This is a genomic window from Stenotrophomonas sp. FW305-C-20-S1 (assembly GCF_058783335.1).
Genome location: NZ_JBYTEK010000002.1, coordinates 100,355 through 120,262 on the forward strand (window position 1 = coordinate 100,355; position 19,908 = coordinate 120,262).

Consider the following 19,908-nt stretch of genomic DNA (forward strand, 5'->3'; position numbering starts at 1 on the left):
GTCCATGCGCAGTCTAGGTCACAGATGACCCTGGACGCACCATGGTCGTCCCTCCCACCGGGTCATCCCGATGAATCGCCTGAGCCAACTGACCGCCACCGCCCTGCTTGTCCTGTCCGGCGCCGCCGCCGCGTCACCTGCCCCGCACTGGGTGGCCAGCTGGCAAGCCAGCCCGCAGCCGGTGTGGGGCAGCGATTTCCTGTTTCCTACCCTCATTCCCGGCCAACTGCAGGACCAGACCTTTCGCCAGAGCGCTCGCATCAGTCTGGGCGGGTCGCGCCTGCGGATCCGCCTGAGCAATGCCTACGGCACCCAACCTTTGCGGATCGGCGCTGCCAGCATCGCCGCCCATACCGGGGACACGCCGCAGCCGCTGCGCTTCGACGGCCAGCCCGGGGTCGTGATTGCGCCCGGGCAGGACCGCCTGAGCGATCCGCTCCCCCTTCCCACCGCTGATCGGCAGGCGGTGCAGGTCAGCGTTTACCTGCCCGACCGCACGCCGCTGCAGACCTTCCATTGGGAAGGGCGGCAGACCAGTTGGATTGCGCCGGGCGACCAGCATCAACGGCCCGCGCTGCGGGACGCCAGCAGCACCACGGCCCGCCTGCTCCTGTCGGCTATCGAAATCGAGGCCCCGGCCATCGCGCGCAGCGTGGTGGTGATCGGCGATTCAATCACCGATGGCGCCACCGCCAGCCTCGACCAGGACCAGCGCTGGACCGATCACCTCGCCGCGCGGCTGGCACCAGAAGGTGTAGCGGTGGTCAATGCCGGCATATCCGGCGGTCGCCTGCTGCGCGATGGCATGGGCGAATCGGCCCGCAAGCGTTTCCAGCGTGACGTGCTCGACCAGCCCGGTGTCGCCAGTGTGATCGTGCTGATCGGCATCAACGACATCAGCTGGCCGGGCACGGCCTTTGCCCGCGCGCAGGCCCGGCCCAGCCTGGCCGAGCTGCAGGCCGGCTACCGCGACCTGGCCCAGCGCGCCCACGCACGCGGCCTGCGCATCCTCGGCACGACCCTGACCCCGTTTGCCGGCGCCCTGCCCGGCACCCCGTTGGACGACTACTACGCCGCGGACAAGGACGCCCTGCGCCAGCAGCTCAACGCCTGGCTGCGCACGGACAGCCCGTTCGACGCGGTGATCGACCTCGACGCGGCCCTGCGCGATCCGGCCGATCCGTCACGGATGGCGGCTGCCTACGACTCCGGCGACCACCTGCACCCGGGCGATGCGGGGAACCGGGCGATGGCCGAGGCGGTGGATCTGGACGTCCTGATGGGGCCATCCACGCAGGGCGTGGATCTACCGCGACGCTGAGGCCAGACAAACAAAAACCCCGGGCATGCCCGGGGTTTCGTCGCAATCAGCTGGCTGCGGGGCTTACTTGCGCTTCTTGCGCACGTACAGCACCAGCGAGTGCTCTTCCAGCTCGTAGCCGTGATCGGCCGCGATCTTGCGCTGCAGGTCTTCGATCTCAGTGCTTTCGAACTCGATGATCTTGCCGCTGTCCACATCGACCATGTGGTCGTGGTGGCCGCCGCGGTCGAGTTCGTAGACGGCCTGGCCGCCTTCGAAATTGTGCTTGAGCACGAGGCCGGCAGCCTCGAACTGGGTCAGCACCCGGTACACCGTGGCCAGGCCGATCTCGTCGCCATGCTCCAGCAGCTGGCGGTAGATGTCTTCGGCGGTCATGTGGTGCTGGGCATTGCGCTGCTCGAGCAGCGCCAGGATCCGCATCCGCGGATGGGTCACCTTCAGGCCGACTTTACGCAGGTCGTGGGTTTCCATAGGTCTCCGTTCATTGGCGATTTAGCGCCAGCTGCCTCGGATTGGGTCGCGGTGGCACGCCGGGAGTGTATCATCGGATTGATTTCCCCAACCGCCAGTCCCGATGCGCAATCTCCTGTTGGTCGCCGCCGTCGCCTTGTCCACCACCGGGTGCGGCATCATCTACAAGCAACCCATCTACCAGGGCAACCTGATCCGGGAAGATGCCGTGGCCAAGCTGCAGGTCGGGCAGAGCAAGCAGCAGGTCAACGCCCTGCTGGGCACCCCCTCTGTGCCGGACCCGTTCCACGCCCAGCGCTGGGACTACACCTCGACCGAGCGCGTGAACCGCCTGGGCCGTACCGACGTGAAGAATTTCGTCGTGTACTTCGAAAATGATGTGGTCACCCGTTGGGAAGGCGATTACTTCCCGGCCAACGACAAGGCCCTTGCCCAGCAGACCGTGCGCCAGTTCGGCCGCAATCTGCCGAAGGACAAGAAGAAGAAGGGCGGCCGCTGAGCCACCCTGCCCGTCCTCCGGGACGGGCCTGGGAATCACCCGCCGCGCGCGCGACGCCGGCGGTTGTCCTTGGGGTCGGCCTGCAGCACGCGCAGCAGCTCCACACGATCACCATCCAGCAGCACCTGATGCGGCTGCGCCAGTACGCCATGCACGGCGGCGGCCGGACAGTCGGCACTGCCTTCGAGCCCGGCCGTTGCTATCGCATCAGCCACGGTCGTCCCTTCGTCCAGCTGCAACCGGCGCGACAGCACCCGCTGTGGCCAAGCCAGCACGACCTCGACCTCGATCATCGTTCAGTCCTCGTCGGCGACGCGGACGAAATCGTTGACCATGCGATCGGCCAATCCCTGGAAGCCGATGGCCAGCGCCGGACCCAGCAGGCGTGAACTCGGCTCGAAGTCCAGGGTGAGGGTGACCTTGCAGGCATCTTCCGCCAAGGCGTGGAATTCCCAGCGGCCGTGCAGTTGCTTGAACGGCCCCTCGCGCAGCTGCATGTCGATGCTGTGCGGGCGTTGCAGGGTGTTTTCGGTCTGGAACCAGGTGCTGAACGAACCCAGGCCCAGGTCCAGGCGAGCAACCAGCCGGTCTTCGCCCTGCTCGAGGATGCGGGCGTCGGAGCACCAGCGGAAGCGGCGCGGATAGGCCTGGACGTCGTTGACCAGATCGAACATGCGCGCGGCCGAATGTTCGACCAGGGCACTGCGGCGGATAGTAGGCATGAATACAGGACGCTTCGGCAATCGACCGGGCGGGCCCGAATCGGAGACAATACGGAAATGAGCAAGAACACCGGCAAGGATAAAGCAAAGAGCGCGACGGCCAACAAGACCATCGCGTTGAACAAGCGTGCCCGTCACGAGTACCACATCGAAGACCGCTTCGAAGCCGGCCTGGCCCTGCAGGGCTGGGAAGTGAAGTCGATCCGCGCTGGCCGCGGCAACATCGTCGACGCCTACGCCTATGTGAAGGACGGCGAGATCTTCCTGATCGGCGCGCAGATCACCCCGCTGATCCAGGCCTCCACCCACGTGGTGGCCAACGACCGGCGCGAGCGCAAGCTGCTGCTGCACCGGAGCGAGATCGACAAGCTGGTTGGCAAGGTCGAGCGTGATGGCTACACGATCGTGCCCACCGCCATGTACTGGAGCAAGAACAAGATCAAGCTGGAAGTGGCGCTGGCCAAGGGCAAGCAGACCCACGACAAGCGCGATGCCGCCAAGGATCGTGACTGGGCGATCGAGAAGCAGCGGGTAATGCGTCGCGGCAACCGCGACGCCTGATGGAGCGCGCCGACGCTCCTGCGGCGGCCAATGCTGAAGACGCGCGTGAGCTGTGCGCGCGGTTGTCTGCGTTCAACCGCGCCAGCAGCGGCTTCAACTTCGAAGACGTGCCGGTCCGACTGGCCTGGCGCGATGAACCAGGTGAACTGCGGGGCGGACTGCTTGCCGATGTCTGCGCAGGTTGGCTGCAGGTGCATGTCCTGTGGGTCGACCCGGAACTTCGCGGGCGTGGCATCGGCCAGCGCCTGTTGGCGGATGCCGAGGCCCAGGCCCGTGACGCTGGTGCGTGCGGGGTGATGCTCGACACCTTCGACTGGCAGGCCGAACACTTCTACCTGCGACAGGGCTATGAAGTGTTCGGGCGGCTCCCCGACTGCCCGCCGGGCCACGAGCGGATCTATCTGCGCAAGGTGCTGCCAGGCCTTTAGCCCACGGCACCTCCGTCGGCTTTCGAAGGACTGCGCCAGACTGCCCCAGCGCGGGGCATCGCCCACCGTTACGGGCAACGACTCAGCCCGCCAGCATGCCCTGCCCGCGCAGACGCGGTGACAGCGCCGCGTGCATCACCGCCAGGTGCATCACCACCGACAGCTCCGGGGCATGGCGATCATCACCGGCACGCCACTGCTGCGCCAGCCGCGCGGCGTCGACGGGCAGCAGGGCCAGCAACTGGGCGTCGTCCAGCGCGTCGGCGGAGGCCTGCAGCTGCCGCGCCAGTTGCCGCGACTGCCACACGTGCACGCCAATACTGAGACTGGCCAGCGACATCAGGGTCAAGGCCAGGCCATGTTCGAACCACTGTGACAGTACATCCGGACCCCACAGGAGTGCGGCCAGTACCGCCAGGGCCGGCAGCCGCCAGCCCAGCCAATGGAAGCGGCCACGCCGAGGCCAATGCACCACCACCGCACTGGCGATCAGCGCGGCTGCAGCCGTGGCCGGCAACTCGGTTGCCCAGGTTGCAGCCAACAACACCGCCAGCACCGCCCAGACCCAGCCGGGCGGCAGTGCCCGCCGCTGGTAATCGGCCCCTACCGGGCCAACCAGCTGACGCAGGCTGCGTTGTTGCATTGCTTCGGTCACCGGCCGTCTCCGTATCTGTTCTGGCTGGAATGGTCGTAGCCAGTGTGTCGCAAATTCGTGCCCACGACGTTAGCAATCCGCTATGACGGACGCTCTACAACATGTTGCGGATTGGCGTGACGACCGGCCGACGCCTGCCATTCACGCCGCGCGGAGATCCTTGCTGAGGAACACGCGACTGGTCCCCGGCGGATCGCACGGGACCTGGCCGAATACGGTCCAGCCATGCTTCACATAGAAGTCCGGCGCCTGGAAGCTGATGGTGTAGAGCACGGCGGAACGGCAGCCGCGCCGGCGTGCTTCCTCTTCGGCAGCGGCAAGCATCTGCGACCCCATGCCATTACCCCGGTGTGCGGGCGGCAGGTAGAACAGGTCGATGAACAACAGGCCCAGCGAGGTGCGCCCGCTCAAGCCACCCACCACTTCGCCGCTGGCCGGATCGGTGGCCAGCACGGCCAAGGTGCGTCGATCGGCATGGCCGGCCGCCTGCAGATTGAACTGATCCAGGCCATCGGCAATCAGCTCCAGTGCTTGCGGGCTGGGGGCGTCGGTCACGGCGATTTCGAGCTGCATGCGGTCCGTTCCCTGAGCGGCTATCGGAACCGCCGATGCTAGCAAGCGACCTGCGGAAGCGGGTGACTGTTCAGGTTTTTTGGCGTAGCATGCGCAGCGTTGGGCAGGCACTGACCGTGGCGACACGGAACAGGCCTCGTACCTTGCAGAACTTGAAGAAACCGGGGGTGCATTGGTTTCGACGGGGGTTGTGAAGTCGCCTGGCGCATGCCGAGGGGGTAGCTTTCCTCGTAAATCCAGCTGCAAAACTCTAGTTGCCAACGACGACAACTACGCTCCGGTCGCTCTCGCAGCCTAAAAACTGCGGTGCGTGACCTTCTGCCGACTTAGGCGGAGCCTCGAAACTGCTTGTGTCCATGCTCGCAGCGTAGAGTCATTATCATGGAATCGCGCTGGGCGGCTGCCTGTCAGTCCGGCACAAGAACACAACAGGCTGGTTCCCGGGTGCGCTTTGCACACCGTGCTGCTCGGGGATGAGATTCAACGGTGAGCTAAGCATGTAGTGCTGGGGATGGAGTGCCTTCGGACGGCGGTTCAATTCCGCCCACCTCCACCATTTGTACCGTCCTTCGGGGCACGAAAAGCCAGATCTCCCGTCGATTGGGGTCTGGCTTTTTTGTTGGCCGCATCAAGTCCAGAACCGCTGCCTCGACAAGGAGAAGCACCGTGGCGTTGATGAACAGCTCCGAATGCAACTGCAAGGCACGCAGCGATACGGCGATCTGCCCGACCTGCGATGCAGCTGCCCCACCGGCCACTCAGCAGCCAATCGACGCTGTCTATGCGGCACCGGTTTCGCAATCCGCGCCTATCCCCAGGAACCGTGCCATCTACATCCTGCTCGCCTTGTTCCTGGGCATTTTCGGCGTCCACAACTTCTATGCCGGTTACCTCGGACGCGCGGTCTGCCAACTACTGATCACGCTGTTGTTGGGCTGGCTCTTGATCGGCGTGCTGTTCACCGGCCTATGGGCACTGGTGGAAATGATCACAGTGGAAACCGACGCCTCTGGCGTGCAGATGGTGTAATCCTTGGCTACGGGAGGGGCTGCCATGGATCTCGACAGAATCGACGTTGTCTCCTGGCTCGACCAGATCCTGGATCAGGATCCGGCAACCTATGAAGACGCCTACTGGGGTCCCCGCCCGGCCGCGGCCATTGCGGTGCCCCACCTGCTTGCCCGGCTGCCGGCGGTGGATGATGGTTACTCGCGCGGAAAGCTGCTGGAACTGCTCGGCGAATCAGGCGACAGCACGGTCAGCCCGACCCTGCGGGCTGAGCTGCAGCATCCGTTGGAAGAGGTCCGCCAGTGGGCGCAACTGGCCTTGGATGCCCTTGATCGGGGAATTCCTTGGCAGCCCAGCGAGGGGGCCTAGCCGACAACGCTGCCCTGCCCCACACTTCAGCCTGTCTTCCCGGACTTGGTGCCGGCGCCTCCGCTGCTCCGCGACATACAGAAGGATCTGCAATGAACAAGCCGCTTATCGCCCTGATGCTGGGCCTGCCCTTGACAACCGCCGCTGTTGCCGCACCTCCGGCAACCAGCACCACCGCGCTGGAAACTCTGCTGGCCTGCAAGGCGGGTTCCGATTTCACTGAAGCGCAGGTGGAGCAGGCATTCCATGCCGCCGGCCTGAGCCGCGACCCCGGCAGCGTGTTCGAGCCCAAGGGCAAGCCGGTGGCGCTGTTCGGAGGCACCGTAGCCAGCGCGGATGTGAGCATTTCCAAGCCCTACAAGAGCCTGCATGTGTATCTGCAGGGCGTCGATCACCAGCGTTTGGCCCGATCCTGGGGAGTGACGACGGTCAACGACGCGGCCGAGACCGAAGCGCCTTCCTACCTCAAGAAGATTGATGCCACGCACACGCTGCATGTGGGTGCCGGTGACGACTACGAAGGTTATTCGGCTGCGGTGACCTGCCTGATCGAGGGTTGATCTGCGGGGAGACCGGCTGACAGGCGGGGTTCGCCGGGCACGGTCCGGCGCTGCCGCAGGCCTGCTTCCGCGTTGACACGCCTGCCGCTAGAGTGGCGCCAGCGCAGGGAGTTCACATGGAAAGAACAGGCATCGGCGTCATCCGCACCACCTTCGTCCTCGTTGCCCTGCTCGCCCTGAGCGGGTGCGCGACGCTGCGCCAGTTCGGCCCATCGGTGCAGGTGGGCACGGTCACGCCAGGACAGTACATCGCGCTCAAGCGCGGCGACATCCTCACCAGCGGCAAGCTCAGCGCGGCCACCATGGAGACCCTGCGCGTGGCCGGCCTGGACGAGGGCGCCTGTGCCAAACCCGGCCTGCCCTGCATCGAGGCGATGGAGGGCAGCATCGTCGTGCGCGAGGAAGACAAGCGCTCGGCGCTGGCCGAACTGTGGGTGCAGTACGCGATGACGATGCCGGCGCCGAAGCGCGAGTCGGCGTCGGTGGCCCGCAGCAAGGCCGCGACCGCCCCGCCTGACCCGACCTTCCAGCCGCGCCTGGATGCGTGGATGCAGATCGCGCGGCAATCCTATGCATATCTGTTCTTCACCGAACGCACCGCCAACCAGCGTGGCTTCGAAGACCGCCAGACCCAGGTGCGCGACTACTACAACCTGGCCGTGCAGGAATCAGCCGTGCTGCTGTTCGAAGCCTATTCGAGCAAGCAGGTGCGCAACGACAACGGGCGGTTCCAGCTGGGACGCTGGACCTTCGTACTGGCGCCTGCCGACGATGGCCCGGCAGCGGACACCCGCGAGCCGCTGGAACTGGTACCGGCCGCATCGATGTCCTTCACCGGCACCCTGCGCAGCGTGCATCGCCGCGATGGCTTCGGCGCCGAACTGGTGGCGGTGATGGCAGACCCGGCCAGCACCGGCCTGGCGGCCGCCGCCGCTGGTACCGCAACGAAGGCCGAGCGCGACTGGAGCGAGATGCCGTCGCCGTCGATGACCGTGCTGTTGCGTTTTTCCGGCAACAACCTGTGGGAAGTGCTGCACGACGACGAGCCGGAACTGGAGATCCACGACCCCTATCAGGTGGCGGTGGTGGAACTGCACGGCGAGCAGGTGCCACTGGCGGCGAACTTCACCGCCGGTTACGCGCTGTGGCTGGCCCGCTCCAACTTCAGCCGGCAATCGCTGCGTACGCTGTTCGGCGGCAAGGGCGGCATCGACAAGCCGCATCTTTTCATGATGCAGCCGTACGATCCGGACCGCCGCGTGCTGCTGATGATCCATGGCCTGGCCAGCAGCCCGGAGGCGTGGGTCAACGTGGCCAACGAACTGATGCGTGACGATGAGATCCGCGGCGACTTCCAGATCTGGCAGTTCTACTACCCGACCAACATGCCGATCGCCCTAAGCCACGATGAGATCCGGCGGATCCTGCACGAGGCACTGCAGCACTTCGACCCAACCGGCAAGGCGCTCGCATCGCGCGACATGGTGGTGGTCGCGCACAGCATGGGCGGGGTGATTTCGCGGCTGATGGTGTCCTCCTCCGGCGACCATCTGGTCGACACCCTGCTGGCGACTGCGCAGATGACCCCGGCGCAGCGCGAACTGCTGCGTACGAAGGGCGCGCCGGTGCTGACATTCCAGCCGGAACCGGAGATCTCACGGGTGGTGTTCATCGCTACCCCCCATCGCGGCACCGATGTTGCCGGCACGCGCCTGGGGCGCTGGCTCGGCCGCTTCGTGCGCCTGCCGCTGACGGTGCTGGAGGATGTCGCGACATTGGCAAACGACGGCAAGGTCGAGCGCAACGATGACAAGCACGGCTACCAGATGAACAGCATCCAGAACCTGGACAAGGACGATGCCTTCGTCAAGGCCGTGGCCGATCTGCCGATATCGCCGAAGGTGCGTTACCACTCGATCATCGCGCGGACCCAGGCCGAAGGCCCGCTTGAAAAGACCGACGATGGACTGGTTCCCTACTGGAGCTCGCATCTGCCGAAGGCCGTCTCGGAAAAGGTGATCGTGTCCGGTCACAGCGTGCAGGAAGCCACGCCGGCCATCGTCGAACTTCGCCGCATCCTGCATGAGGACATGGAGGCTCATCCTCTGCCGGCGAAGTAGCGCACGACTTACAGCAACCATGGCCCGCGCTTTCCCGTCCGGGCCACCGACAACGAGGCAATGGAATGCATATCTCAACACTGGTCGAGCTGCTCGGCAGCAAGGGCTCGGATGCTCATCTGCAGGCATGGTTCGCGCAGCACGGTATCGGCAAGCCCCCGACCACGATCAGCGCGAACCAGGGGCAGAAATCGGTCAAGGACAAGCTCCACGACATGGAGTTCTACTTTGCCTTCGACATCATCAATGATCGCTTCTATCCGCCCACCGTCGGAGCGCGTGGCAGCCTGCTGAGCCACTTCAAGTCCGCCACCCTGTTCAGTCGCCGGCCCAAGGGCAATCCGCCAAAGCCCGAAGGCTTCTGGGACGGATACGTGCAGCCATCAGCCACGCTCCAGGACTGCCTGGCGTACTTCAACGGCCGTTTGGAAGAATTCGGCGACACCGCCTATTTTGAAAAGCCGCTTACCGGGGACGTCGACATCAAGCTCTGGTTCTGCAAGCTCAGGCAGCGCGTGGACACCATCCAGCTCAATCTGCATGAGGACCGCGAGTTCATCGGCCATCATGATTTCGACCCTGGCAATGAACACAACACCACCCCGCAGGCGGCAACGCTGGTACTGAAGTGGCTGTTCGATCGCCGGCACCTGCGGGTGCCGCAGGCACTCTACGAGGCCGGGTTGGAGGATGATCACCAGGCGATCCTGCGCTTTGCCGAGCAACATCTTGGCAACCACGTCTGGGCAAGCCAGCTTCACGATTCACCTGCGCTGCGCAGCGTGCTGGCCCACACCAGGACCACCCGTCCCCTGCAACTGGACAACGGGAGCCCGCTGCACCTGTTCGACAAGTGGCTGTACCTGAAGGCAGGCGGAGCATGGGAACGGCATCAGGCCCTCTACAACGACGACACACTGGCAGACTGTAGTGCGAGCGTGGATGCGTTCGAACGCGCGGTGGTACTTGATGCCGCGCAGCGACAGGCGTTTCTGGCAATGCTGGACGACGCCTACCAGCGGGTTCAGCAAGCGCACCCTGCCTGATCGCATTGGGGGAAATCCCTCATCGTGCGTACGCAGCGCTCTGGCTAAGGTGACCACTCTCTTCCGCAGGAGGTCCGCATGAACACGTCAGAACCCAGCCGTCAGCCCAGCCCCGATCCGGCCGAGCGGGATGCGTTTTTCCCGTCGCCGTACTCGCTGTCCCAGTTCACTTCGGCAACCACCGATCTGTCCGGCGCGGACTATCCCGATGCCCGCCGTGACGGACGCTGGAAAGTGCTGATGATCGCCGCCGACGAACGCTATCTGCCGACCGCCAACGGCCACCTGTTCTCGACCGGCAACCATCCGGTGGAGACGCTGCTGCCGATGTATCACCTGCACAAGGCCGGTTTCGGCATCGACGTGGCGACGCTGTCGGGCAACCCGGTGAAGTTTGAATGGTGGGCGTTCCCACGCGAAGACCGCGAGATCGGCGGCCTGTACGAACACTACGAACCCCGCTTCCGCCAGCCTCTGCACCTGGACGACGTGGCGGCCGCCCTCGATGCCGGTTCGGACTATGCCGCGGTGTTCATTCCCGGCGGTCACGGTGCGTTGATCGGCCTGCCGGAAAGCCGCGCGGTGAAGGCCACCCTGCAGTGGGCGGTGGACAATCAACGTCACATCATCACCCTCTGTCACGGCCCTGCCGCGCTGCTGGCGGCCGGCGTGGATGAAGCCGGTGGCGGTTCATTGTTCCGCGGGCATCGGATCTGCGCCTTCCCCGATGCGATGGACCGGCAGACCCCGGATATCGGCTACATGCCTGGTCAACTGCCGTGGTTCTTCGGTGAGCGCCTGGCCCAGCAGGGCGTGCAGATCGTCAACGAGGGCATCGATGGCAGCGTGATGCAGGACCGCCTGCTGTTGACCGGCGACAGCCCGCTGGCGGGCAATGCGCTGGGCAAGCTGGCTGCGCGCACCCTGCTGGATGCGTTGGCCGCACGCTGACCGGCATGGATACCGTTGTGCAGTCATTGCTGGTGCTGGAACGTGCACGTTCGCTGGCAGCCATCGGTACCGTACTGCGCGGCGTCGGCGCGCCGCTGGGTTATGACCGCACGCTGATGTTCGCTACCGGCACCGATCTGGACCGAGGCGCGCAGCGCCTGTACTGGATCGATGGCGATTGGTTCGGCGAGGGCGCCAGCAGTGGCGTGGCGCACTACCTGCATGCGTGCCCGGTCAATCGCCATGTGCTGGACAGCGATGCGCCGTTCTTCTGGAGCAAGCAGCAGGGCGTGCGCGGCGAGCGCTACCAGGTCGTGCGGCAACCGCGCGGCGAAGGACTGCACGGCCTGCAGGTGCCGGTGTTCGGTGCGACCGGCCTGGAAGGGGCAGTCAGCTGGGGAGGACGCACGATCGACGCATCTCCATCGGCACGGTTGCTGCTGGAGCTGATTGGCACCGCCGCCTTCCGTATGGCGCATCGGCTGTCTGTCGCCCCGGCGGTTGTGCCTGCCGGCACCCTCAGCGCCCGCGAGCGTGAGGTCCTGCGCTGGGTTGCCGCTGGTCGTCGCCAGGCCGATATCGCTGCGACTTTGGGGCTGTCCACACGCACGGTGGAAAACCACCTGCGCAGAGCACGCCAGCGGCTGGGCGTGGCGACCACGGCGCAGGCAGTGCGCGCGGCAAGCCGGCGCGGTGAGATCGGAGACTGAGCGCAGGCGCGGCACTTCCGGCTACTGCGGTCGCATGTTAAACAGGCCAGGCGCATGTGCGCGATTGCAGAAAGCAAGGATGATGCTTATGAAACTGCAACTGGCCTCGATGGCCGCATTGATATTGGCAGTGGGCAGTGTGGTACCGGCGAGCAGCCACGCGGCCGGGTCTCCCGGATCGACGACCGATTGCGTGCCCGTAAGACTGGGGCCAAACCTTGTGCATCAACGCTGCACAGTTACCCGCACGCTGGCAGATGGCACCGTTTTCACGTCGGTGTACTGGATCGACCAGAACGGCCAGTGGTACCTCCCGGCGGACTGATCTGGATTGAACACCGACTACGACTACAAGGAGTGTGATCGATGATGCTGCACAAGAAACTGTTCGCGTGTTCATTCGGTGCCGTGCTGGCGCTTGCCGCGCTGGTGCCTTCAGCGCCGGCAAATGCCGCCGAAGAAGTCGGGCTGCAGGAAGAGTGCGTGCCCTTCCGGGCCGGCTTCGGCATCCACCAGCGTTGCACGCTGTACGTGGTCTATGACGATGGCACCCGCGTGGCCAGCGACCACTACAACCGCGACGAGAACGGGATGATGTACGACCCCTGATCGCCCAGCGGCATCAGCCGGGCGGTCGCACGCCGTCCGCCCGGCCCTTGCAGCCGCCCATCCCGGCATACCGCTGCCCTTGCCTTCCATGGCATCCTCCATGAAACCGCTTTCATGGAATGGAGGGATTCCACGATGTTGTATCGCTTCCGCACGTCCGCGCTCTGCGCACTCCTGGCTTTTGCACTGCCCGCCGCCACCTGGGCAGCATCGCCCGCGCCGTTGAAGGTGATGTCCTTCAACGTGCGCACCCCTGCCGACACCGACCCTGGCAAGCGCTGGGAAGACCGCCGCGATGCCATGGTCAAGGTGATCCAGCAGGCGCATCCGGCGGTGATCGGCACCCAGGAGCTGGTGCTGGAGCAGGCCAATTACCTGGCCGAACACCTGCCCGACTATCGCTGGTTCGGCGAAGGCCGCCGCGGTGGCAGTGGCGACGAACACATGGGCGTGTTCTACGACAGCAAGGTGCTGGCGGTGGAAGAGTCAGGCAACTTCTGGCTGTCCGATACGCCCGAGGTCGCAGGCAGCATCAGCTGGGGCAACCTGTTCCCGCGCATGGTCACCTGGGCCGTGTTCCGCCGCCTGGATGATGGCCGTCGCTTCTACTTCATGAACACCCACCTGCCCTACCGCGACGAGGACGAACCGCGCCGGATCAAGGGAGCCGAACTGATTGCCACGCGCGTGGCCGCGCTGCCTTCCGACCTGCCGGTGGTACTGACCGGTGATTTCAACAGCGAGCCCGGCGGCGGCACCTACCAGGCCTTCACCCGGGTGCTTCAGGACACCCGTCGCCAGGTCAAGTCGCCGCAGGGTCCGCGCCTGACCTTCCACAACTTCACAGGAACGGCGACCGCCGAGCTGGACTGGGTGCTGGTACGTGGCTTCCACGCGCGCAGCTTCCTGACCGATGACCGCCGCATCGACGGCGTACTGCCCTCCGACCACTTCCCGCTGGTGGTTGAGCTGGAGTGGCCGAAGCCCTGAGCAATGCGGCGACCGTCGCTACGGCGACGGTCGCTTGCCCAGCAGGCGGTACAGCGCCTGGTGCTGGTCGCGCGCCTGGCAGATGCGCGCGCCGACGGCAAGGAACACCGCAATGCCGACAAGGCCAACACCCAGCATTGAATCGGGCAGGCGCACGAAGCCGATCACCGCGGCCATCGCTGCCAGTACCAATAACACCACCACGCCGACCGACAGCCCGGCCCCCGGCAGGCCGGGATCACCGAGCAGCGTCCGTTGCGCCGATTGCTTCTGTTCGCCCATGTCCTGTCCTCCCGTGGTTTTTCCCCACTAGTTACACGGCGGGCGGCACTTCCGGCAGAGTCAGAAACGTCACAGCGGCGAGAACGTCCACGGCGGCCCACGCGCTACCCTGCCAGCATCCTCGTTGAGCGGAGACAACGCATGACCCATCGCAGCCGACTGGCCGGGTTCATCATCGATTGCCAGGACACACCCGCCGCAGACAGCGCGCGCTTCTGGGCCGCAGCGCTGGGCCTGCAGGCCGAGCCCGCCCGTGCTGAAGGCGACGCAGAGTATGCCGATCTGACGGGCGCGCCGGCGGGATTGAACGTGGAGGTGCAGCGGGTCGATCACCCGTCGCGGGTGCATCTGGATATCGAAAGCGACGACATCGACGCCGAAGCCGAAAGGCTGGAAAAACTCGGTGCCCGCCGGGTCGGTTTCGTCAAACGCTGGTGGGTGATGGAAGCGCCCACCGGCCATCGATTCTGCATCGTGCGCATGCGTGATCACGATGCTCCGGCCAACCACTGGCCGTGATGAAAAAAGGGACGGAAGCAGATGCTTCCGTCCCCCGTTGATCAGCGCGCCTGCGCCACGCTCGGCGCCTGCGGTGACTGGCCCCAGCCACCAAGTGCCTTGTACACACCCACAACACTGACATTGACCTCTGATTCGGCGGCCGCCAGTGCATCATCGGCCACCAGCTGCGTGCGCTGCGCGTCCAGCAGGGTCAGGAAGTCCTCCGACCCTTCGCGGTAGCGGATCTGCGCCAGCGATTCGGCACGCCGCGCCGCCTGCGCCTGCTCGACCACGATGGCCAGCCGTGCCTGCTGCTTGGAGTAGCGGGTCAACGCGTTTTCGGTGTCTTCCAACGCCAGCAGCACCGCCTGTTCGTACTGCGCGGCCACGCCTTCGGCCTCGGCCTTGCTGGCACGCAGGCGTGCCTTGACCGTACCGAAGTCGAATGCCGCCCAGCTCAACGACGGGGTCAGCGACCAGGCCTTGTTGTTGCCGTTGACCAGGCCACTGGCATCGCCGCCAAGGAAGCCGACGAAGCCGGACAGCGACAACCGCGGGAACAGATCGGCCGTGGCCACGCCGACACGCGCGGTGGCGGCAGCCAGGCGACGCTCGGCCACGCGCACGTCGGCACGCTGGCGCAGCAGTTCGCGGGTATCACCCAGCGGCAGTGCCTTGGCAAACGCCGGCACTTCGTGCGGCGCCAGCATGGCGGTCAGCACTTCCGGGCGCTGGCCAAGCAGGACAGCCAACCGGTTGCGCGACTGCGTCTCGGCCACTTCCAACAGGGGGATGTCGGCCTCGATGGCTTTCAACCGTGCCCGGCTGCTCTGCACGTCCAGCTCGCTGCCGGCACCCAGTTCCCAGCGCGCCTCGGTCAGCCGCTGCGTATCGCGCAGGTTGACCAGGGTGCGCTGGGCCACCGCGATGCGCTTCTGGGTGCCACGCAGTTCGAAGTAGTTGCGTGCCACTTCGGCAGCGATCAGCACCTGCGCGTCGGCAAGGTTGGCCTGCTCGGCGTCCAGGTCGGCACGCGCAGCCTCTGCAGCTCGGCGCTTGCGGCCGAACAGATCCAGCTCCCAGCCCGCATCGAAGCCGAGCTGGTAGCTTTCACTGAACACCCGCTGCCCACCCAGCTGCGGATCGGGTTGCTTGCGGCGGTCGTAGCTGCCGCCAGCGGTAACGTGTGGCGCCTGGTCGAAGCGGCTCTCGACAAACACGGCACGGGCCTGGCTGACACGGGCGACAGCCACGCGCAGGTCCAGGTTGTCCGACAGCGCGCCGTGCACCAGTTCTTCAAGCACCGGGTCATCGAACTGCGCCCACCAGCTGGCCACCGGCGAAGTGGTGCTGAAGACCGGCTGCTGTGCACCCTGCAGGACGACGGGCTCCTGCACCGGTGCCTTGTAGTTGGGGCCGACGCTGACACAGCCCGCCAGCACCAGGCTGGAGACGGCCATCGCCAGGGTACGGATCACCATGGCAGCACCTCGCCCAGGTAGGTGAAGCTGCCGCTGGCGCCGGACTCGCCGATCAGCGCCATCTGCACGCTGGAACGCGCGCCTTCGGCGATTTCAATCTCGCCGTTGCCACCGTTCATATCGGTTTTCACGTAACCGGGGTGCACGGTGTTGACCTTGATCGGGGTACTGCGCAGTTCATGGGCCAGGGCCAGGGTCCAGCTGTTCACCGCGGCCTTGGACGCGTTGTAGGCCGGGATCTTGAAGTCGTAGATGCCCGAGGTCGGATCGGCATGCAGGGTCTGCGAGCCGAGCATGCTGGAGACGTTGACGATGCGGCCGGACTTGGCCTGCTTGATCAGCGGCAGGAACGCCTGGGTCACCGCCACCAGCGCATACACGTTGGTCTCGAACGTGCGACGCCAGGTGTCCAGCGACTGCTCCGACGGCAGTTGCGCTGGGTTCTCGATCATGATGCCGGCGTTGTTGACGAGGATGTCCAGACGACCATGGCGCTGACGCACCTGCTCGACCGCCTCGGCGATGCTGGCGCCATCATTGACGTCCAGCTGCAGCGCTTCCACCGGCAGGCCCTCGGCCTGCAGCTTCAACGCCAGATCCACTGCGGTTTCGCGCTTGCGCCCGGCCAGCAGCGTGTGCACGCCGGCCTGTGCCAACTGGCGCACGGTTTCCAGGCCGATGCCGCGGGTTGCGCCGGTGACCAGCGCGATCTTGTTCTGATGGGTGTTCATGGATTCGTTGCCTTGGTAGGGGGAAGCGGGCGCCGGTGATTGCCGGCGCCGCTGTTTTCCATGTCAGTGGTGGATGGTCGGCTCGCCGTGCTGCACCAGCTGGCCACCACCGTTGCGGGTGACGAACTTGCGCAGTGCCACGTAGAACACCGGGGTCAGGAACAGGCCGAACAGGGTCACGCCCAGCATGCCGGCGAACACCGTGATGCCGGTCACCGAGCGCACTTCGGCGCCAGCGCCATGCGACAGCACCAGCGGCACGGTGCCGGCGATGAAGGCGATGGAGGTCATCACGATCGGGCGCAGACGCAGGCGGCAGGCTTCCAGTGCCGCTTCGACGATGCCCTTGCCGCCCATTTCCAGCTCTCTGGCGAACTCGACGATCAGGATCGCGTTCTTGCACGCCAGGCCCATCAGCACCACCAGGCCGACCTGCACGAACACGTTGTTGTCGCCGCCGGTCATCCACACGCCGAACAGCGCGGACAGCAGGGTCATCGGCACGATCAGGATCACCGCCAGCGGCAGCGACCAGCTTTCGTACAGCGCGGCCAGCACCAGGAAGGCGAGCATGATCGCCACCGGGAACACGATGAAGGCCGCCTTGCCCTGGGTCGCCTGCTGGTAGCTCAGGTCGGTCCATTCGGTAGCCATGCCCACCGGCAGCACCTTGGCGGCGATGGCGGTGAGGTTGTTCATCGCTTCGGCCGAGGACAGCACACGCGGGTCGGCTTCACCGGCCAGGTCAGCGGCCGGGTAGCCGTTGAAGCGCAGTACCGGGTCCGGACCGTAGGTTTCCTTGACGGTGACCATCGAGCCGATCGGCACCATCTCGCCACGGTCGTTGCGGGTCCGCAGCTTGCCGATGTCTTCGACGCTGTCACGGAACTGGCCATCGGCCTGCGCGATCACCTGCCAGGTACGTCCGAACTGGTTGAAGTCGTTGACGTAGGCCGAACCCAGGTAGGTCTGCAGCGTATCGAACAACTCGGTCAGCTGTACGCCCTGGGCCTTCGCCTTGACACGGTCCACCTCGGCATCCAGCTGCGGCACGTTGGCCTGGTAGCTGGTGATCGGGAAGGCCATGCCCGGGGTCTGTGCAACCGCACCCTGCATCGACTGCACCGCGTTCTGCAATGCGCCATAGCCGAGGTTGCCACGGTCCTGGATGAACATCTGGTAGCCGTTGCCGTTACCGAGGCCGAGGATCGGCGGCGGCATCATGGCGAAGGCGAACCCTTCCTGCAGGCCTGCGATCTTCTGGTTGATCTCCGCATTGATCTGCGCCGCGGTGCGGCCATGGCGCTCACTGAACGGCTTGAGCGGAATGAACGCAACACCGGTGTTGGGCGTGTTGGTGAACTGCAGGGCATTCAGGCCCGGGAACGAAATGGTGTGAGCCACACCGTCGGTTTCCTGGGCGATCTTGGCGACCTTGCGCAGCATTTCATCGGTACGCGCGATCGACGAACCCTCCGGCAGCTTCACGCCGGCGATCAGGTACAGCTTGTCCTGGGTCGGAATGAAGCCCGGCGGCACCAGCTTGAAGATGAAGCCGGTACCGACCAGCAGCACCGCATACACCACGAACACCGCACCACGACGACCGAGGATCTTCGACACGCCACGCTCGTACTTTTCCGAGCTGGACTTGAAGAAGCGGTTGAACGGACGGAACACCCAGCCGAACAGACGGTCGATGATGCGGGTCGGGGCATCCTTCGGCGCGCCATGCGGCTTGAGCAGGCGGGCCGCCAGGGCCGGCGACAGGGTCAGCGAGTTGATCGCCGAGATCACCGTGGAGATGGCGATGGTGACCGCGAACTGCTTGTAGAACTGACCGGTGACGCCAGACAGGAACGCCATCGGCACGAACACCGCACACAGCACCAGCGCGATGGCGATGATCGGCCCGGACACTTCGCGCATCGCCTGATGCGCAGCGGCCAGCGGGGTCAAGCCTTCTTCGATGTTGCGCTCAACGTTTTCCACCACCACGATCGCGTCATCGACCACGATGCCGATCGCCAGCACCAGGCCGAACAGGCTCAGCGTGTTGATCGAGAAGCCCAGCAGGTACAGCGCGCCGAACGTACCGACGATCGACACCGGCACCGCGATGAGCGGGATGATCGAAGCACGCCAGGTCTGCAGGAACAGGATCACCACCAGCACCACCAGCGCGATGGCTTCCAGCAAGGTGGAGACCACGGCCTTGATCGAGTCGCGCACGAAGATGGTGGTGTCATACACCGCTTCGTACTTCACGTCGGCCGGCATGGTCTTCTGCATCTCATCCATGCTGGCCATCACCGCATCGCGGATTTCCAACGCATTGGCGCCGGGGGCCTGGAAGATACCGATACCCACCGCGTTCTTGCCGTCCAGCTGCGAGCGCAGCGTGTAGTCACCGGCACCCAGTTCGACACGGGCCACGTCCGCCAGCCGCACCACTTCACCGTCGGTGCCGCTCTTGAGCACGATGTCACCGAACTCCTGCTCGCTGCGCAGGCGGCCCTGGGCATTGATCAGGGTCAGGAACTGGCTGTTGGGCATCGGCTCGGCGCCGAGCTGGCCGGCCGAGACCTGCACGTTCTGCTCGCGCATGGCGCGCACCACATCGCTGGCGGTCAGGCCGCGCGCGGCCACCTTGTCCGGGTCCAGCCAGGCGCGCATGGCATAGTCACCACCGCCGAAGATCTGTGCGTCGCCGACGCCCTGGATACGTGCCAGCGCGTCCTTGACGTGCAGGCGGGCGTAGTTGCGCAGGTACAGGGTGTCGTACTTGCCGTTGGGCGAGGTCAGGTGCACCACCATCAGGAAGGTGGGTGACTGCTTCTGGGTGGTCACGCCTTGCCGGCGCACGTCCTCGGGCAGTCGCGCCTGGGCCTGGGCAACGCGGTTCTGTACCTTCACCGCCGCTTCGTCCGGGTCGGTGCCCGGGCGGAAGGTGATGGTCATCTGCAGCACGCCGTCGGAACCGGCCACCGACTTGAGGTAGATCATGCCCTCAACGCCGTTGATGGCCTCCTCCAGCGGGGTGGCCACGGTTTCAGCGATCACCTTCGGGTTGGCGCCCGGGTAGACCGTGCGTACGACCACCGACGGCGGCACCACTTCGGGGTACTCACCGATGGGCAGCATCGGAATCGAGATCAGGCCTGCGGCGAAGATCACGATCGACAGCACCGCCGCGAAGATCGGCCTGTCGATGAAGAAACGGGAAAAGTCCATGGAAGAATTCCTGGAAAAGGCCGTCGGCGGGCAACAGCCGCCCTGCCCCTCGCCAATCTGGCGAAGGCAGTGACGGCTGCCGCTGG

The 19,908-nt window shown here is 65.4% G+C and carries 24 protein-coding genes and 1 other RNA gene; 16 read left to right on the forward strand and 9 right to left on the reverse strand.

The annotated features are described in order from the left end of the window. The first annotated feature begins 70 nt into the window (after positions 1 to 70). Positions 71 to 1,321 (forward strand): SGNH/GDSL hydrolase family protein, encoded by a 1,251-nt coding sequence (locus tag AC3WTC_RS02110; protein ID WP_492710341.1) that lies wholly within the window; start codon positions 71 to 73, stop codon positions 1,319 to 1,321. 63 nt (positions 1,322 to 1,384) lie between these two features. Here AC3WTC_RS02110 and fur read toward each other — a convergent pair whose 3' ends face one another. Continuing rightward, entirely contained in the window at positions 1,385 to 1,792 is a 408-nt protein-coding gene (fur, locus tag AC3WTC_RS02115; protein ID WP_025878865.1) for a ferric iron uptake transcriptional regulator, read from the reverse strand. Positions 1,793 to 1,895: 103 nt separating this feature from the next. On the opposite strand from fur, the gene AC3WTC_RS02120 reads away from it, so the two are divergent. Next, entirely contained in the window at positions 1,896 to 2,291 is a 396-nt protein-coding gene (locus AC3WTC_RS02120; protein WP_049468453.1) for an outer membrane protein assembly factor BamE, read from the forward strand. A gap of 35 nt (positions 2,292 to 2,326) precedes the next feature. Here the strand turns inward: AC3WTC_RS02120 and AC3WTC_RS02125 are convergent, their stop codons facing one another. Then, positions 2,327 to 2,584 carry an RnfH family protein gene (locus tag AC3WTC_RS02125; RefSeq protein WP_492710344.1) on the reverse strand — a complete coding sequence of 86 codons (258 nt, stop codon included), beginning with the start codon at positions 2,582 to 2,584 and terminating at the stop codon, positions 2,327 to 2,329. Positions 2,585 to 2,587: 3 nt separating this feature from the next. Continuing rightward, positions 2,588 to 3,013, reverse strand: a complete 426-nt coding sequence (locus tag AC3WTC_RS02130) for a type II toxin-antitoxin system RatA family toxin (RefSeq protein ID WP_080149115.1) — start codon at positions 3,011 to 3,013, stop codon at positions 2,588 to 2,590. A 57-nt stretch (positions 3,014 to 3,070) separates the two neighbouring features. On the opposite strand from AC3WTC_RS02130, the gene smpB reads away from it, so the two are divergent. After that, positions 3,071 to 3,574 carry an SsrA-binding protein SmpB gene (gene smpB / locus AC3WTC_RS02135; protein ID WP_025878861.1) on the forward strand — a complete coding sequence of 168 codons (504 nt, stop codon included), beginning with the start codon at positions 3,071 to 3,073 and terminating at the stop codon, positions 3,572 to 3,574. Further along, positions 3,574 to 4,002 (forward strand): GNAT family N-acetyltransferase, encoded by a 429-nt coding sequence (locus tag AC3WTC_RS02140; RefSeq protein ID WP_492710347.1) that lies wholly within the window; start codon positions 3,574 to 3,576, stop codon positions 4,000 to 4,002. Before smpB ends, AC3WTC_RS02140 begins: the two co-directional genes overlap by 1 nt. Positions 4,003 to 4,084: 82 nt before the next feature. Here AC3WTC_RS02140 and AC3WTC_RS02145 read toward each other — a convergent pair whose 3' ends face one another. Continuing rightward, on the reverse strand, positions 4,085 to 4,657 hold the full coding sequence (locus AC3WTC_RS02145) for a hypothetical protein (RefSeq protein WP_025878859.1): 573 nt from the start codon (positions 4,655 to 4,657) through the stop codon (positions 4,085 to 4,087). A gap of 141 nt (positions 4,658 to 4,798) precedes the next feature. Beyond that, positions 4,799 to 5,230, reverse strand: coding sequence for a GNAT family N-acetyltransferase (locus AC3WTC_RS02150; RefSeq protein WP_492710349.1), 432 nt, complete (start codon positions 5,228 to 5,230; stop codon positions 4,799 to 4,801). Between the two features lie 163 nt (positions 5,231 to 5,393). Here AC3WTC_RS02150 and ssrA point away from each other — a divergent pair. The 11 genes from ssrA (at position 5,394) to AC3WTC_RS02205 (ending at position 13,593) form a co-directional block, all read left to right on the forward strand. Next, positions 5,394 to 5,786: a transfer-messenger RNA gene (gene ssrA / locus AC3WTC_RS02155) on the forward strand. A 119-nt stretch (positions 5,787 to 5,905) separates the two neighbouring features. Then, the gene (locus AC3WTC_RS02160; RefSeq protein ID WP_492710444.1) at positions 5,906 to 6,259 is read left to right on the forward strand and encodes a TM2 domain-containing protein; all 354 of its coding nucleotides are present in this window, start codon (positions 5,906 to 5,908) and stop codon (positions 6,257 to 6,259) included. A 24-nt stretch (positions 6,260 to 6,283) separates the two neighbouring features. Continuing rightward, positions 6,284 to 6,607, forward strand: coding sequence for a HEAT repeat domain-containing protein (locus AC3WTC_RS02165; protein WP_132825360.1), 324 nt, complete (start codon positions 6,284 to 6,286; stop codon positions 6,605 to 6,607). A 92-nt stretch (positions 6,608 to 6,699) separates the two neighbouring features. After that, on the forward strand, positions 6,700 to 7,167 hold the full coding sequence (locus tag AC3WTC_RS02170; RefSeq protein ID WP_032977818.1) for a hypothetical protein: 468 nt from the start codon (positions 6,700 to 6,702) through the stop codon (positions 7,165 to 7,167). A 116-nt stretch (positions 7,168 to 7,283) separates the two neighbouring features. Then, on the forward strand, positions 7,284 to 9,287 hold the full coding sequence (locus tag AC3WTC_RS02175; RefSeq protein WP_492710352.1) for an esterase/lipase family protein: 2,004 nt from the start codon (positions 7,284 to 7,286) through the stop codon (positions 9,285 to 9,287). Positions 9,288 to 9,502: 215 nt separating this feature from the next. Beyond that, positions 9,503 to 10,333, forward strand: coding sequence for a hypothetical protein (locus AC3WTC_RS02180; RefSeq protein WP_492710354.1), 831 nt, complete (start codon positions 9,503 to 9,505; stop codon positions 10,331 to 10,333). Between the two features lie 78 nt (positions 10,334 to 10,411). Continuing rightward, the gene (gene hchA, locus AC3WTC_RS02185) at positions 10,412 to 11,284 is read left to right on the forward strand and encodes a glyoxalase III HchA (RefSeq protein WP_223485126.1); all 873 of its coding nucleotides are present in this window, start codon (positions 10,412 to 10,414) and stop codon (positions 11,282 to 11,284) included. A gap of 5 nt (positions 11,285 to 11,289) precedes the next feature. Next, positions 11,290 to 11,994 carry a PA1136 family autoinducer-binding transcriptional regulator gene (locus AC3WTC_RS02190; protein WP_025878851.1) on the forward strand — a complete coding sequence of 235 codons (705 nt, stop codon included), beginning with the start codon at positions 11,290 to 11,292 and terminating at the stop codon, positions 11,992 to 11,994. A gap of 88 nt (positions 11,995 to 12,082) precedes the next feature. Continuing rightward, complete coding sequence (locus tag AC3WTC_RS02195; RefSeq protein WP_081323692.1) at positions 12,083 to 12,319, forward strand: hypothetical protein; 237 nt, start codon at positions 12,083 to 12,085, stop codon at positions 12,317 to 12,319. A gap of 44 nt (positions 12,320 to 12,363) precedes the next feature. Further along, positions 12,364 to 12,603 (forward strand): hypothetical protein, encoded by a 240-nt coding sequence (locus tag AC3WTC_RS02200; protein WP_223485122.1) that lies wholly within the window; start codon positions 12,364 to 12,366, stop codon positions 12,601 to 12,603. Positions 12,604 to 12,738: 135 nt separating this feature from the next. Beyond that, positions 12,739 to 13,593, forward strand: coding sequence for an endonuclease/exonuclease/phosphatase family protein (locus AC3WTC_RS02205; RefSeq protein ID WP_100436106.1), 855 nt, complete (start codon positions 12,739 to 12,741; stop codon positions 13,591 to 13,593). An 18-nt stretch (positions 13,594 to 13,611) separates the two neighbouring features. Here AC3WTC_RS02205 and AC3WTC_RS02210 read toward each other — a convergent pair whose 3' ends face one another. Continuing rightward, positions 13,612 to 13,875 (reverse strand): hypothetical protein, encoded by a 264-nt coding sequence (locus AC3WTC_RS02210; protein WP_025878847.1) that lies wholly within the window; start codon positions 13,873 to 13,875, stop codon positions 13,612 to 13,614. Between the two features lie 141 nt (positions 13,876 to 14,016). Between AC3WTC_RS02210 and AC3WTC_RS02215 the strand changes: the two genes are divergently transcribed. Further along, positions 14,017 to 14,394, forward strand: a complete 378-nt coding sequence (locus AC3WTC_RS02215; protein WP_033830848.1) for a VOC family protein — start codon at positions 14,017 to 14,019, stop codon at positions 14,392 to 14,394. A 41-nt stretch (positions 14,395 to 14,435) separates the two neighbouring features. Here AC3WTC_RS02215 and AC3WTC_RS02220 read toward each other — a convergent pair whose 3' ends face one another. From AC3WTC_RS02220 to AC3WTC_RS02230, 3 genes are all read right to left on the reverse strand, one after another. Continuing rightward, entirely contained in the window at positions 14,436 to 15,857 is a 1,422-nt protein-coding gene (locus tag AC3WTC_RS02220) for an efflux transporter outer membrane subunit (protein ID WP_025878845.1), read from the reverse strand. Beyond that, entirely contained in the window at positions 15,851 to 16,588 is a 738-nt protein-coding gene (locus AC3WTC_RS02225; RefSeq protein ID WP_100436105.1) for an SDR family oxidoreductase, read from the reverse strand. The genes AC3WTC_RS02220 and AC3WTC_RS02225 overlap by 7 nt, the downstream gene beginning before the upstream one ends. A 63-nt stretch (positions 16,589 to 16,651) precedes the next feature. Further along, positions 16,652 to 19,822: an efflux RND transporter permease subunit gene (locus tag AC3WTC_RS02230; RefSeq protein WP_025878843.1), complete on the reverse strand. Its 3,171-nt coding sequence runs from the start codon at positions 19,820 to 19,822 to the stop codon at positions 16,652 to 16,654. Between the last annotated feature and the right edge of the window lie 86 nt (positions 19,823 to 19,908).

What these genes read in the sequence shown, in the direction of transcription:
- AC3WTC_RS02110 (WP_492710341.1), top strand. Translation starts at nt 71, where the DNA reads ATGAATCGCCTGAGCCAACTGACCGCCACCGCCCTGCTTGTCCTGTCC.
- fur (WP_025878865.1), bottom strand. Translation starts at nt 1,792, where the DNA reads ATGGAAACCCACGACCTGCGTAAAGTCGGCCTGAAGGTGACCCATCCG.
- AC3WTC_RS02120 (WP_049468453.1), top strand. Translation starts at nt 1,896, where the DNA reads ATGCGCAATCTCCTGTTGGTCGCCGCCGTCGCCTTGTCCACCACCGGG.
- AC3WTC_RS02125 (WP_492710344.1), bottom strand. Translation starts at nt 2,584, where the DNA reads ATGATCGAGGTCGAGGTCGTGCTGGCTTGGCCACAGCGGGTGCTGTCG.
- AC3WTC_RS02130 (WP_080149115.1), bottom strand. Translation starts at nt 3,013, where the DNA reads ATGCCTACTATCCGCCGCAGTGCCCTGGTCGAACATTCGGCCGCGCGC.
- smpB (WP_025878861.1), top strand. Translation starts at nt 3,071, where the DNA reads ATGAGCAAGAACACCGGCAAGGATAAAGCAAAGAGCGCGACGGCCAAC.
- AC3WTC_RS02140 (WP_492710347.1), top strand. Translation starts at nt 3,574, where the DNA reads ATGGAGCGCGCCGACGCTCCTGCGGCGGCCAATGCTGAAGACGCGCGT.
- AC3WTC_RS02150 (WP_492710349.1), bottom strand. Translation starts at nt 5,230, where the DNA reads ATGCAGCTCGAAATCGCCGTGACCGACGCCCCCAGCCCGCAAGCACTG.
- AC3WTC_RS02160 (WP_492710444.1), top strand. Translation starts at nt 5,906, where the DNA reads ATGAACAGCTCCGAATGCAACTGCAAGGCACGCAGCGATACGGCGATC.
- AC3WTC_RS02165 (WP_132825360.1), top strand. Translation starts at nt 6,284, where the DNA reads ATGGATCTCGACAGAATCGACGTTGTCTCCTGGCTCGACCAGATCCTG.
- AC3WTC_RS02170 (WP_032977818.1), top strand. Translation starts at nt 6,700, where the DNA reads ATGAACAAGCCGCTTATCGCCCTGATGCTGGGCCTGCCCTTGACAACC.
- AC3WTC_RS02175 (WP_492710352.1), top strand. Translation starts at nt 7,284, where the DNA reads ATGGAAAGAACAGGCATCGGCGTCATCCGCACCACCTTCGTCCTCGTT.
- AC3WTC_RS02180 (WP_492710354.1), top strand. Translation starts at nt 9,503, where the DNA reads ATGGAGTTCTACTTTGCCTTCGACATCATCAATGATCGCTTCTATCCG.
- hchA (WP_223485126.1), top strand. Translation starts at nt 10,412, where the DNA reads ATGAACACGTCAGAACCCAGCCGTCAGCCCAGCCCCGATCCGGCCGAG.
- AC3WTC_RS02190 (WP_025878851.1), top strand. Translation starts at nt 11,290, where the DNA reads ATGGATACCGTTGTGCAGTCATTGCTGGTGCTGGAACGTGCACGTTCG.
- AC3WTC_RS02195 (WP_081323692.1), top strand. Translation starts at nt 12,083, where the DNA reads ATGAAACTGCAACTGGCCTCGATGGCCGCATTGATATTGGCAGTGGGC.
- AC3WTC_RS02200 (WP_223485122.1), top strand. Translation starts at nt 12,364, where the DNA reads ATGCTGCACAAGAAACTGTTCGCGTGTTCATTCGGTGCCGTGCTGGCG.
- AC3WTC_RS02205 (WP_100436106.1), top strand. Translation starts at nt 12,739, where the DNA reads ATGTTGTATCGCTTCCGCACGTCCGCGCTCTGCGCACTCCTGGCTTTT.
- AC3WTC_RS02210 (WP_025878847.1), bottom strand. Translation starts at nt 13,875, where the DNA reads ATGGGCGAACAGAAGCAATCGGCGCAACGGACGCTGCTCGGTGATCCC.
- AC3WTC_RS02215 (WP_033830848.1), top strand. Translation starts at nt 14,017, where the DNA reads ATGACCCATCGCAGCCGACTGGCCGGGTTCATCATCGATTGCCAGGAC.
- AC3WTC_RS02220 (WP_025878845.1), bottom strand. Translation starts at nt 15,857, where the DNA reads ATGGTGATCCGTACCCTGGCGATGGCCGTCTCCAGCCTGGTGCTGGCG.
- AC3WTC_RS02225 (WP_100436105.1), bottom strand. Translation starts at nt 16,588, where the DNA reads ATGAACACCCATCAGAACAAGATCGCGCTGGTCACCGGCGCAACCCGC.
- AC3WTC_RS02230 (WP_025878843.1), bottom strand. Translation starts at nt 19,822, where the DNA reads ATGGACTTTTCCCGTTTCTTCATCGACAGGCCGATCTTCGCGGCGGTG.